10 protein-coding genes are annotated in these 13,904 nt (G+C 45.5%); 1 reads left to right on the forward strand and 9 read right to left on the reverse strand.

Features of this window, described 5'->3' with window-relative positions:
- Nucleotides 1–23: 23 nt before the first annotated feature.
- The 7 genes from ACZQK9_RS03660 to ACZQK9_RS03690 all read right to left on the reverse strand — a co-directional run bounded on the left by ACZQK9_RS03660 (nt 24) and on the right by ACZQK9_RS03690 (nt 9,510).
- Complete coding sequence (locus ACZQK9_RS03660) at nt 24–440, reverse strand: HIT family protein (RefSeq protein ID WP_178016830.1); 417 nt, start codon at nt 438–440, stop codon at nt 24–26.
- A gap of 101 nt (nt 441–541) precedes the next feature.
- Nucleotides 542–2,320, reverse strand: coding sequence for a transglutaminase domain-containing protein (locus ACZQK9_RS03665; RefSeq protein WP_483269647.1), 1,779 nt, complete (start codon nt 2,318–2,320; stop codon nt 542–544).
- Nucleotides 2,321–2,393: 73 nt separating this feature from the next.
- On the reverse strand, nt 2,394–2,873 hold the full coding sequence (locus ACZQK9_RS03670; protein ID WP_178016831.1) for a flagellar protein FliS: 480 nt from the start codon (nt 2,871–2,873) through the stop codon (nt 2,394–2,396).
- A 106-nt stretch (nt 2,874–2,979) separates the two neighbouring features.
- Nucleotides 2,980–4,410: a flagellin N-terminal helical domain-containing protein gene (locus tag ACZQK9_RS03675; protein ID WP_483269648.1), complete on the reverse strand. Its 1,431-nt coding sequence runs from the start codon at nt 4,408–4,410 to the stop codon at nt 2,980–2,982.
- Nucleotides 4,411–4,488: 78 nt separating this feature from the next.
- Entirely contained in the window at nt 4,489–7,668 is a 3,180-nt protein-coding gene (locus ACZQK9_RS03680; protein WP_483269649.1) for a DUF6240 domain-containing protein, read from the reverse strand.
- Between the two features lie 213 nt (nt 7,669–7,881).
- Complete coding sequence (locus ACZQK9_RS03685; protein WP_483269650.1) at nt 7,882–8,883, reverse strand: aldose 1-epimerase; 1,002 nt, start codon at nt 8,881–8,883, stop codon at nt 7,882–7,884.
- Nucleotides 8,884–9,168: 285 nt separating this feature from the next.
- Nucleotides 9,169–9,510, reverse strand: a complete 342-nt coding sequence (locus ACZQK9_RS03690; RefSeq protein ID WP_178016835.1) for an Ig-like domain-containing protein — start codon at nt 9,508–9,510, stop codon at nt 9,169–9,171.
- A gap of 273 nt (nt 9,511–9,783) precedes the next feature.
- On the opposite strand from ACZQK9_RS03690, the gene ACZQK9_RS03695 reads away from it, so the two are divergent.
- Nucleotides 9,784–10,542, forward strand: a complete 759-nt coding sequence (locus ACZQK9_RS03695) for a M23 family metallopeptidase (RefSeq protein ID WP_483269651.1) — start codon at nt 9,784–9,786, stop codon at nt 10,540–10,542.
- Between the two features lie 16 nt (nt 10,543–10,558).
- On the opposite strand, the gene ACZQK9_RS03700 is transcribed toward ACZQK9_RS03695, so the two are convergent.
- Both ACZQK9_RS03700 and ACZQK9_RS03705 read right to left on the reverse strand, forming a co-directional pair.
- Complete coding sequence (locus ACZQK9_RS03700; RefSeq protein WP_483269652.1) at nt 10,559–12,646, reverse strand: hypothetical protein; 2,088 nt, start codon at nt 12,644–12,646, stop codon at nt 10,559–10,561.
- A 29-nt stretch (nt 12,647–12,675) separates the two neighbouring features.
- Nucleotides 12,676–13,755: an LCP family protein gene (locus ACZQK9_RS03705; protein WP_483269653.1), complete on the reverse strand. Its 1,080-nt coding sequence runs from the start codon at nt 13,753–13,755 to the stop codon at nt 12,676–12,678.
- Between the last annotated feature and the right edge of the window lie 149 nt (nt 13,756–13,904).

The following is a 13,904-nucleotide window of genomic DNA, read 5'->3' on the forward strand; positions in this document are numbered from 1 at the left end:
TCCCCGGCTTTGCCTGTTTGTTTCTAGATATGCTTCCCGATTGCATCTGCCAACGCCTTTAAGGATTCGGATTCTGTCTCACCCTGCTTCCATGTTACCTGCACGTCATCCCCTGCATGACGCGGAATCACATGCATATGGAAATGATGCACCGTCTGTCCGGCAACCTCACCATTGTTCTGTACGATATTCAAGCCCTCACAGCCTGTCTCTTCCTGCACTGCCTTTGCTACATGTGTTGCAAGCGAGAACACTTTACCGGCTGTCTCTTCATCAAGCTGATAAATGTTATCATAATGCTCCTTTGTCAGAATCAGTGCATGTCCCTGATTGGCTGGTGCCAGATCCAGAATCACACGACATTCCGGTGTCTCATATACGGTTGCAGACGGAATCTCACCATTTGCGATCTTACAAAAAATACAATCATCTTTTTTCATGTAATTGTGCCTCCTGTTTTTCTTTGTACACTAACTGTAAATACATGCTTCTGTTTTGTCAAGTACTCTGGTTGTCATTCATGTCTTACAAACTTTATGCACTAGCAGATATTTTCAAATCCATAACATTGCTCATCAATCAGAACGCCATTTTCATCATATACACGGAACAATGTCCAGTAATATCCATACTGCGGTGTCCAGATACACCACCCGGCATTGCCCTGCGGAACGGTAAATTTACCTGTCGTATATGTCCAGGCAGGTTTCCCCTGTGCTAACAGTGTACAGTCAAGAATCAGCATCTCATACTGATATTTCTGTCCCGGATTATCATAGCTTTCAACACCGATCAGATAACCGGTTCCCTGCTCGCCACTATACGGCATCTGACATTTTCCCTTTATGATCGGTCGACATTTTGCAAGTTTTTCTTCTCTTGTCGCGGAACATCTCTGACATGTATACTTTCTAATTCCTTCTATCTCATATGTCGGCTGTTGCGTGATCACTCCGCTATCCCAGTTATGCCCCTTTGCTGCTATTGCTTCCGTCCTTGTCTCTTTACACACTGTACATGTATAGCATCTGGTTCCCGTTGCTGTACATGTCGATTCTACCGTAACAACTCCGCTATCCCATACATGTTGTGTATGCTCCGGTTCCGGATTCGGCGTTGGCTTAGGCTCCGGTGTTGGTTCTGGCGTTGGCTCAGGCTCCGGTTCCGGCGATTTGCCTGTATATTGCACAGTAAATGTAAACTGTGTTGCATCTCCAACCGCAGTCAGCTGAATCTCCATATTTTCATCTGACCAATCGATCTGATTGATCGCATATGCGATAATTCCATTCTGAATCCCCGATACACTCGGAGGATACGAAGCATTATCCGCTGCAATTACAAACTCCGTTGACTGCGCATCCAGATTCTGCTGGATTCTTTCCCGATAACTCTCTGCCCAATTCGCCGCATCGCCATTTCTTACAAAATAATTGTCTTTCAGACTGGTTGACGGCGTTCCATATCCATCCTCCGTATAAATCTTTGCATGACCTTTATGCGCCATTGCCATCAGCTCATCCGTAAGCCCAAAATACAAATGCCGGTTATCAAAATTATAAAAATTGACATTGGAATCATCCCATGTACAATCTACCTGATACCATTCACCATCCAGCTTCATCGCATTCCATGTATGTCCATCATAAGTATCTCTGGTCTCTGCATTTTCAATACCCGCGGCCGTTAACAACATAGCATATGCACTTTCATATGCCTGACAGGTACCTGTTCCCCTTGTCAGGGCACTCTCAGAAGAAGACCATTTCAGAGAATCATCATAATCTAACTGCTCCAACAGCCAGTCATGTAACCACAAAGCCTTTGCATAATCAGAGCCATTTGTTTCCTGATTGCACCGGGCAACTGCGGAAGCAACAATACTGGAAACACTTGGATATGCATCATCCTGAACTGCAAGGTTTCTACTGACACGCAAATAATACACACCGCTTTGTCTATCCATAACATAAAATCTAAAATTATAAGTTCCGGTTGCCATCATCGTAAATTCATAATCATGAGATGCACACTCCGTTGTATATTCGATCCATTCACCTCTGCTCGGATCTGCAACCGATTCAAATGCCCATTCCCCCGGATTGGAATAGCTTGGTGCATCCATACGAAACAGATAATTTCCACTTCCGCCAGTTGCAGACACATGAAATGTCGTTGCCTGTCCAAGTACCGGCTCATTCCATTCCACTTTCAATGTAACACTCCCAAAGGTTTCCGTTTCACTATAAGTATAACCAGCCGCTTCTGCGCGGATTTCAGTCATTGGAACAACTGCAACACTCAGAATCAGTAATACCATACTAACCAAAACTGCTATCTTTTTTCGTAAGGTTCTTTTCAATATCGCCTTCTCCTTTTCTTTAATCCTATCGCTACACCTGATACCCCCGCGTACCATAATCCACACCCTGCACGCTCTCATTTAACATACCTTTGCCATATGTCAGTCCGGCATATACCTGATGCACGTTCTGCATCACCGCACCGTCTGTATCAATCTCGTGCAGATGCACAAACCCGACACGCAGAGCGTCAACAAGCTGTATGCACCGGTCAAGTTCATCCGGCTGCCTCCGCACTTCTGAGCGTACAAGCTTCCCATAGATAAATCTGAAAATGGCAATCACATTTCTGCCAAGCACATCTTCCTTCGAGAAGCAGTCGATCAGTTCCTGCAGCGTACGCCGCGCCTGCCCAACCGTTTGCAGATATGTGGTCATATCGTTTGTTTCATACGCCGCTATCGCATCACTGCCATATGTATGAAAGATATCACACAGCACCAGAATCAGTCCACTATGATTTTCCTGACTGATGCGCCGTGTAAATTCCTGTTTTTGTTCCTGTGTCATGATAATTTCCTCGTATTCTGGCCTATCATTCTCTGGTTTAATTCTCAAATTTTTCAGTTAGAATTTCCCCGGTTTTATCCGTATATTCCTCATTGTCCTATACCGTCTACTGCAATAACTGCAAGATCGATTCCGGGCGGTCATTTGCTTTCTGCATCATTGAAATCGCAGCCTGTGACAACACTTCCTGCTGCGTATATTCCGTCATTTCCTCTGCCATATCCGTATCCATAATCCGCGAATATGCTTCTGTGATACTCTCACTCTGTACTTGCAGGTTGGAATGTACATCATCCAGACGGTTCTCATAAGCACCCAGTTTGGAACGTGCAGCCGAAACCTTCTTTACTGCCTCATCGATGATTTCCACAGCCTGACCTGCATATTCATGTGTGTACATGATCAACTCATCCACACCAAGTGATTTTGCATTCAGCTCTGGAATGTCAATCGCCAATTGCTCACCCTCATTGGATCCCATCTGTACAACCATCGTTCCTGCCGACAAAACTTCTATCTGCGCTGTTACAGCGCCACCATTATCATCAACGGCATCTGCCTCTGCCTCGATTGTCATAGCGAAGCCGCTTCGATCTGTCACTTCAATCTTGTTTCCATCTGTTTTCAAAGTTGCAGTTGTAGAAAATCCATCCTGTGTGACGTTCAAGGCTGCCTGACAATCCTTGCCCTGCATCATCGTACCATCTGTCACTCCCAGCACGGCTGCCAGCTCGGGATTCCCAACAGAAATACTGATTTTCTCACTGCTTCCATATCCCTTTGTGCGGAACACCACCGGTGCTCCACTATCAAAGTTTTCTTCTGTCGTTCCGTCATTCGACGCAAAGACATCTATATTGAGTTTGGCAAGACTGGTCTGGAGTTTTCCATACACATCCTCCATCGTCATGCCTTCCTCAACCTCGACCGAAAATCCATTCACCTTCAGAGTTCCTGCCTGATCTTTCGTGATCACAGCAGTAGAGTAGGTGAATCCTGTCGTCATGGATGCCTGTTCTGCATCAGCGGTTACATTAATTGAATAAACACCTGTACTTACCTCCGATGAAATATAAGTTGCTTTCACACCATTGGCACTGGACAGTGAACGTCTCGTCAGATCGCCATTCAACAACGTCTGTCCGTTAAATGCTGTCGTGTCGGAGATCTGTGTCAGCTCGGCTGCAAGTGAATCCATCTCTTCCTGAATCGCATCACGATCGACCTCATCATTGACATCGTTTGCCGCCTGCACAGCAAGCTCACGCATACGCCCCAGAATACTGTGCATCTCCTCCATACCGCCTTCCGCAGACTGAATAACAGAGATACCATCGTTAGAATTCAATGCTGCCCGGTCAAGTCCCCGGATCTGCGCACTCATCTTCTTTGAAATCGCAAGTCCCGCTGCATCATCTGCCGGACTTGTAATCTTATATCCGGAAGAAAGTCTGGACATCGACTTTGCTACTTTATTATTTACTTTTCCAAAATTCGTCGTGGCATTCATCGCCAGCGCATTGTAGTTAATTCTCATGTTCTACCTCCTGTCATCAACGGCATAGCCACTTAGATCAGCTGCCGTACCTGTTACATCCGTTCTCGTGTTTCTATGTTATTTATCGGAAAGTTGCACCAATGCCTTAACAAAGAACACCGCTGCTTCACAAAGTTTCTGTGTTGAAGGACGAGTTCCCACATACGGACTATCCGCAAGCAATATATCAAACGCTTCTGCCTGTGCCAAAAGCGCTGTGTTGCCATCGGAAGTATCCGCAACGATAGAGCCTGTCCATTTTCCCTCTGCATCTACACGTAATGTCGCAGAAAGCTTTCCATACTGCTTGGATGGTAACTGTATCTCGATTGTCCCCCGCTGTTTTTCATCTGTCTGTAAAGTCAGATTGACGAGCCTGGTTCCCGTCTCAGTTTCAACCGGAAGCTGATACTGCTGCCGTTTCGCCATTGCACCAAGAATACGGAAACCCGCCTGCACCAGTTTTAAATTCCGGAAATCCATCGAAGCTGCTCCAAGCTGTTCCTGTGTATACATCTGCTCCACAAGCTGCTGTTGCAAATCCGCATAGGTAAGCGACAGATCTCCGCCCCGTCCAAGCTGTTCTAACAGACTGTCTGCCTCAAACGGCAATCTGATTTCTGCCCCGGCAAGAGACTTCGCCATCGCATCGGTTTCTGTGTCGACCGCATCCTCTGTTGTATGATCTTCAAAATGCAGGTTTTTCATCACCTGTGCCAGAAGGTTATATATATCTGCACTTTCCGGTGTGTCAGTTCCGTGCAGAATCATATTTGCCGCCTGCACATTCAAGGCACTTTCTTCCAGTTTCTGTGCCTGCAAAAGCTGTTCTGCTTCTGCAAGTACATCATCCTCTTCAATCTCCTGCCACGGATTTACTACATCATCCATGTTTTGTGCCTCTTCTGTGCGTTTGGTATTTTCACTGTTATTTTCCTGTGCACTCCTTTTTGCCTCATGCGAGAATGCGGCTTCAATCTGGGCATCCATCTTCGTCCCGCCTGCCTGCATGCCGGTCAGCATACCAAATGAATCATCCACTGAAACATCTATCCCCGCTGCCCTGCGGCTTCGCATCGCCGTGATCAGATTACGTACCGTCAGACGGCTGCCATTTGCAAACAGATATCCCGCCTCCCGGTCTCCGGACTTCTCCAGATTCTTCAATACGCGATACATACCGATATAGCCGGAGCGTTCCTCTTCGCTGATTGTTCCACGATGTTCTACATCCCGCAGGAACGTTGCAAAATCCTCCGTCTCTTTGACACCAGCCTGATAGTTTTTCTCCCGCAGCGTCTGATTCAGTTCCTCCACCGACAGATCCAGAGGATTTAATCCATCCCGGATCATCGACAGCACAGCATTCGGTTTGCATGCCGCAAGCAGATCATTTACTTCCCGGTCATATTGGATCACCTGCTGCAGATTCTCCTGTGTAATTGCAATTGAATTATATCCCAATATACGCACTGCCCGCGTATGCTCTGCATCTGCCGGAAGCTGCAGCTCCTGTAAGAGTGCGTCCACATTAGCAAATGCTTTGCGGATACTGTCTCCCATATCCACCCGCGGTGCGGTACCAAGTGCATCGTATTCCCGCTCCATCGCCGTGAAGTTTGCCGGACGACGGATAGTGTCAGATGCGATCTCCCCTGCCTGTGATGCGCTGCCTACTGTCGCAGGATTACCAGTCTGAGCTTCTACTCCCTGACTACCGGCATTTCCCTCCGCGACAAGATCAGCAAGTCCACGCACAGAAACCAGTTGCAGAACATTGCCTCTATCCACATTCGCCTGCGTCTGTACTGCCTCTGTGTTCATGGCAGCACTTGCAACCCGTTCTGCATCCAAAAGGTATCCCAACCTGACCGCCGGTGCAGTCCCAATCGTCTGCAGCCCCTGCTGTAACTCAGCATACATAGAGACATTTTCTTCGGTTGCTTCCACACCATTTCTGGCGAATAATTCTCTTGTCATCTGCGCTTCTACGTTTCGAAGCTTCGCTACTACCTGTGACAGATCCCGCGTATCTATATTGATATCCTGTTTTAACATCCGGACTGCTGCCTGCTGTGTCATGGACAGACGCAGTTCCTCTAGCTGCCGCAGTGCCGTTACCTCTCGAAGCGACTGCTGCGTCTTCTCTGCATCTGGCTGGGAATCTGACTCGGAACGATTCTGACCTGCCGGATTCTCTGTCCCTGATTTCGTGTTTCCTGCATTGTTGATTCCTACTGCAGCTTCCCGTGCTGCCAGCATCGCCGCGATCGTAAGCGACTTTCCTTGTCGCACTGTCTCTATCACATCAGTCTCCGTCAGACTCTCGACTGCCTGTTGGAGTTTCTCCGCTTTGATCTCGATATCCTGCTCTGTCTGCGCATCCGCCATCTCCGCCGTCGGCAGTTTCTCTATTGGTGTTCCAACCTGTGCCTGCATCTCCATATAAGTGCGCATTGAATCGGTTGTGAGTGGAATGTCATTGGCGAGCAGCAAAGCTGCGCCACCCATACTTTGATCGTTCACCGGGATTCCAGCCTGTTCCACGATGTGCTGCAGCTGTGTCTGCAAAGTCTCCGGCAATTCGTTCCATGCCCAAACCGCCTGCATCTGCCACGCTTCTGCTGTCGTGTCAGACGTCTGTCTGCTCTGCTGTCCACTATAATGCGCCTTGTAGAGATTCTCCTGATTCAGCGGCATTTTATTTTTCAACAGATACAAAATATCGTTATTTCCAACCTGCAAATCCACATCTGTACCTGCAATCTTCGCACCAGCACTGGTAAATACGAGATTGGATACATCTCCCTGATCGACCTTCGCCTGCGCCAGTACATTTGCTAACGTATCTTTGTGTGCCTGATCCCGCATCGTATTCACGAGATCCATCAGATCGGATAAAGAAGCGGAACCAACGTCGATTCCCATCTGACGCAGCTTCTGAATCTCCTCTGTGCTGAGAGAACGGGCGATTTCCTTTGCATCCTCGCGTGCCTGCTCCTCGTCACTGATCTCCTGCTGCTGTTCCGATTTTGCCTTTTCCTGCATATCACGACGATATTCCTCAAAATTGTCCATGACCGTCTGTGCATTCGTTTCAACCTTCGCTGTCCGGTCATACTGCACCTGTTCCACCGCCTCAAAGGCATCCATTGATCCAGCAGCCGTTGACGCATATTTCTGATTCGCTGCCATACGTTCGTATGCGCTATAAGCGTTTGCTGCATCCTGTGTATTTTTTATATTGATATTCTGCATATATGCTCCTTATATTTTACCGATCCTTGAAATTTCTATGAATTATATCGACAGATGGTACGAATTTCTGAACTTTCATGCAGCACGAATCTTAGATCGACTTCTTATAACATTCCATCTCACCGATCAACGCATCCTGTGCATAAAAAAGACCGGTACATCGTGTACCGGTCTGATTTTTGTCACTTATAATTGCCATTTTGGGTTGTCAAATTATGCTGTGTAAATCTTCTCTGTCACCGTATGTGATTCACCCGGTGCAAGCTCCTTGTAACCGGATTCCTCTGCAGGGATCGGCTGGTTTGGTGCATCAATGATCCATGTGCAAGGCTCTGGACAGAAATATCCTTTGTCTCCATGATCATTCCATACGACCCAGAACTTAAAGTCCTTACATACTTCATAGCAGATACGCTTGCCTGTTGCTGCATCCGTTACCACAGCTCCATAGAACGGCTTGCCATCCAGACTTCCTTCCTCTGCAAAGAACACATCATTGTCAATATCATGAAGCACCGGAACCTGTGAGCCTGTCAGATACTGTCTGTCGTGATTCGTCTGCACCAGCATATCTCCTGTCGGGATGCAGGATTTTGAGAGCTCCCACTTCTCGCCAACCGGAAGATACAGACGCATATCCAGACCATTTCCATCCTTGGTAAATGGTCCATTGATCGTTGTATGGTTACACATACCATATGGCATCTGCTTGTCAGATGTATTCGTCATCGTAAATGCATACTCCAGACCATCATCGGACAAAGTAAATGTAAACTCTGCCTTGAAGCTGACTGGATATGTCTCAAAAAATTCGTCGTTCTTGTCATATATATACTCTGTTTTTGCGATTGCCTTCCTGCTGTCCACTACTGCACTCACAAGCTTATGCTCACGTTTGTGCAGAAAACCATGAATATGGTTTCCAAGAGGATCATTCAATGGAAAATGATAGGTTGCATCACTGACCTTCAGCACACCATTCGCAAGGCGGTTTGGGAGATATAAGGTTGGAAGTCCATACACCTCCGGACTCTTCTTCAGATCCTCAACAGAAAGGGATTCGTCATAACGGAAAATCTCAATGCCATTTTCAACATCCTGCATGCGAATGACATTACTGCCTAAAAAAGGAGCCACGATTGCTCTGTACTTTCCAGCGGTCAGTGCAACTGCCTCTTTCCCTTTATAATCAATAATCTCTGCGGAATAACTCATTGTTTTTTCCTCCTTTTCAAGATTGCACTGTCCGTGCAAATTCACTCAAAAAATTTCATTTCAAATCACATAAAATAATAGCACATCGCCCATACTATGTCTAGGAAAAAAGAACACAAGACATGCTTTTTGCGTATGATATGGATAGAGACGTGCATGCAACCGCCTTTTCACAAATACTTTCGAGTTTTACAGCCATTTTATCTCTCCCTTGCTAAGATACACACCGAACGGTTGCATTTTTATAAAAAGGGACCGATTTGCTTCGGTCCCTGTGATTTATTTTTATAATTTGAATTTAATCTGCACCGGCTCTTTCAACGACTGTCCACCTTTCGACTTCACATTTTTTGTGATCGTCAGAAAATAATATTCATTCGTCGAATATGGCTCCAGCGGTTCCACTTCAATAATCTCATTTTTCGCATCATAATGGATATTGGACCGCAGCTTCTGATTCTGCGAATTCGTCACATACATTGTATCCTTATTTACCGTATGTGGATCAAGCGGAATATTGAACCGTACACGCCATACAAAATTTCCGGTCTTAAATTTCAGATCCTGCTTGACCTTATTCGCAAGCTGCGGTGGAATATCTTCTATATCAATCAAATTTTTCGCCATTTGCAACTCCCTCTGTTATCATCCGATGTCTCATTTCCTGCATCAACTGTAGTTTATCACAAAGCGGATGCACGGACAAGAATTTTGCCATTGTCTGTCAGAATTTTGTATACACATTTGCTTTACATCACAGTTTTGTAACACTACAATAAAATTGTTACAAATTTGTTATTGTACTTTTCAATATATCGTCACATCTCCTGTATTTTTGAATAGTACCTGCAATATATGGGAACACTGACAACAAGTACATATTTCGTAGGAGACCAAATCATGAAGCATAAATTTCAGTTTTCCTACAAAAGACAAAAATTACTGACATTTACTCTGATAGGAAGCAGCCTGCTCGTCTGTCTGATGAGTCAGGTACGTGAGTTTCCATCTATAAAATTACCACAAAAAGAATACCGTCTGACAGGCACCTCGTTGCAAAGCGTAAAAGAGGTCTGTTCTTATTATGATACGTGCAACACGATATACGATGATGCCTTGTATCAGGGAGATGTCGTCGTCACACAGGAAGGCGTGGCCGGAAAACAGGAGACAACCACGTTAATTACCTATCTGAATGGACATGCCATATCTGAGGAGATCGTTGACTCCCGTGTTATCACTCCTGCCATCGCCCGCGAAGTCCATGTCGGTACGAAAGAACGCCCGGACTTTCTTATGCCGGTCGATGACTATATCATCACTTCCTATGTCGGTCCCCGCTGGGGCAGAACACATAATGGAATTGACCTCGCCGTAAATGTCGGCACACCCGTGAAAAGCAGTACCGCCGGAACAGTTATCCAGTCCGGCTGGAACGGTGGCTATGGCATCAGTGTCTATGTGGATTGCGGAAATGGTATGATCATCCGCTATGGTCATCTGTCAGAGGCAACTGTCGAAGTCGGTCAGACTGTCGCACAGGGTGATTTGCTCGGTCTTTCCGGCAATACCGGAAACAGCACCGGACCGCATCTGCATTTCGAGATGCGTATAAACGACGAAGTCGTCAATCCACTGGAATATCTTCCAGTCGATTGACGACTTCGTAAAAAGTTTAATATGCATTTACAAATGGATAACACTTCTCATCAATCATGGTTCCATTCTCATCATAAATTCTGAATAATGTCCAATAATATCCATACTGTGGCTGCCAGATCGTCCACAGGCAGGAACCACTTGTCTTACACTGTCCTGTTGTATAGACCCAGGCTGGTTTGTTCTGCGCCAGCAATGTACAATCCAAAATCAGCATTTCGTAGGAATACGCATTTCCCGGATTGTCATAGCTTTCTACACCAATCAGATATCCGCCGCCTTCTCCCGTATATGGCATCTGGCAGATACCCTTGATTGCAGGATGAAACGTAAAATTCACGGCCTTCGAAATTGCACCTGCATCATCCCCATTTTTCCGAACCTTTCCAACAAGAATATAATCACCGCTCTCCTTTGGTGTCCAGTTGATAAACCGGTTACCATTCCAATCCGCAACCTGAATCCAGGTAGCACCGTTATCCTTGGTTGCATACCAGCTATAATCCACGCAGGATGCATCTCCATCCAGCTGCACATCCATAATCGCTGTCACACCTGTTTGATCCGCTTTTGGAATGTAAATTCCATTGTAGGTTACATTACAGTCCGGTGCCGGCGTTTTCTTTTCATTCGGATTCTTCTTCGTAACTGTTCCACTATCTGTATTCAATGTATAAAATACTGGCTCGTTATCTTCTATAGTCTCATTGTATTCATCCACACACCAGACAATATTTCCATTTCCATCTGTCACCGGCTGATATGGTCCAAGCTCTGCATCCAATGAAATGGTATCCGTTAACCGGTTTCCATATGCGTCTACACAGACATACTGCATCGGCGTCGCATAAGAACGGGATTCACTATGTGTATAGTCAACATATGCCTGAACACCCCACAGCACAGCAAACTTATTATCATTTACTTTGACCAGGTAATAATCATAACTACAGATATCTATATCGGATACCTTCGTGTAGGTTGTATCTCCAAGATCTGTGGTCGTCGATGCCACCCACATTTCTTCCGGCAGATTCGTTTCATCTCCGCCATTCTGCTGCAACGCCTGCTGATCCTTCGAAACATAGGCTGTTAACAGTCTGCCCTTCGTGTCAGATGCACTGAGACCAACTGTATTCGCATGCATCGCATAGGACCACATCCCGTATTCATCTGTAGACCAGCAGTCCAATACAGATATAAATTTTTCCGCTCCGGCAGCCCAGTTATAGTTCCATCCACCGGTATAGTTCTGTGCATCCAGCCGCTCTAACAGAAGCTTCCTTGTTCCCTCAGATAACTCATATTGGTAGACCTGATTGTTACAGACTGTCAGATACTGTGAAAAGGAATGGTAAAAATCCGCAGCACTTCCCATCAGCGTCATGTCTGAAATCCGGACAATCAGATTCATCTTCCCCTGATGGTGATACCCACCACTACCATATCCGGTTCTTCCCGTAGATATCCAAAGAATCCCGTTTTGCTCAGCGAAATCAATCCCACTCGCCTGAAATACACCATATATTTCAACATCATCCTGGTTACTGATGTCACAGGCTGCAACAAACGACCAGTCCTTTGCAAACTTCGCCACACGAAGCGTACATACACTATCATTTTCGTTCAGATTATGACGACCGGTTACGACAAAATTGTAATCCGTTCCTTCATAGATTCCACCAAGCAGCACGTCTTTACTTTCTGCGTCTTTTGGCAAAAGATATGCGGTGTCAATCACAGAAGCTGATTTCCGCCCCAGACTATTGTCATATTTTTCCACTGTCAGCGTCTTTTCCGAGTGATTCCACACGAGCAGTTCATATCCATCTGCCGTCTTAAAGAGCTGGTTCTTCGCGCCTGTCAGGTTGGACTCTACCGTAATCTCGTCCTCTTCCAGCTCAGGCAGGGTCTCGGTCGCCTGTGTCTCCCCGTCCAGCGGTGCCGCCTGCAATGCATCCAACGTTGTAGCCGTCTCCACCATCTCAATGGTCTCTGCCCCGGCTGCATCCTCTGCATGCACATTTCCTGTCCAGCCAAGTGAACAGAGCATTGCAAGCGCCAGTGCAAACGCCACACCCTTCTTCCTAAACGTTTTTCTCATAACATGTTCCTCCCCGTGTGTAATTTATTTTATTTCCCGTAAATATTTTTCTTCATATAATCAATATTTGCGGGCAGATCAATACCAAGCACCATTGCGCCATTGATTACCAGATCTGTAATCGTTCCATCATCCGGCACCCGGCATTGTACAATCTCAAAATCCTTATACTTTCTGACAAAGTCAACCATAAGTGAAAGCATCTCACTCTCTTTAATATCAGTTGTCACCTCTGGCAGTACTGCATTCAACACATCCTTCAGCTCGCCCAGGCTTGCACTGCCCATCTCGTTGAAAATCTCCTGCAAAACTGTACGCTGACGTTCTGTACGCTGATAATCTGAATTTCCATAATGCCGGATACGCGAATATGTCAAAGCCTGTGCCCCCGTCAATGTATATGTACCTGCACCCGGCAGCTGATTTCCGGTATTTTCCTGATTAATCAAAGCAGCTTCATTCCCATCTACCGTGATTTGTACACCATCAATCGCATCGATTACATCTACAAATGAGAAGAAGTTTACGCCTACATATTTATCAATCTTGATTTTAAAGTTTGTCTCAATCGTTTCCATCAGCAGATCCGGTCCGCCATATGCATAAGCCGCATTAATTCTTGAGTTTCCATAACCCGGTATATACACATACGAATCACGCATGATTGATGTCATGATAATCTGCTCTGTCCTCTTATTGATTGACACCAAAATCATACTATCTGATCTGCCAAGCGTGTTTTTATCTCTCGAATCGTTTCCTATTAGAAGAATATTGTAAACATCACCGGAAAACATAAGCTCACTGCCACCGTCCTCCATATTCTTTTTTATATCGTCTTCGACAGATGCAATCGCCGAAGCATCGGAGTCTGTTGCATTCGGATCAATACTGTCATCTTCAAATTCTGTTGTGATATAAGTACCTTTTCCATCATCATAATTCAGTTTCGAATAAAAGGAATGGAAAATAATCACAAATGCAATTGCAAGAATCACCAGCACAATCAAGATGATCAGAAAAACCCGAAGTGCAATTATTTTTCCATCTGCCTTCTCTTTTTTCTTCTTTTTTTCTTCCTGTTTTGTTGTCTCTTGTTCCTGACTCATTTTCCCAAATTCCTTTCTCCTCTGTTTTGTCTCAAAGATTTTTTTATTATAATATATCCTCCTTTTTTTTACAATATTTATGACATTTTGCCCCTAAAACGAAAATGTACGTCAAAAATCGCGTCAAGTATGCCACCCCCCTTGTTATT

This window comes from Wujia sp. (assembly GCF_056872695.1).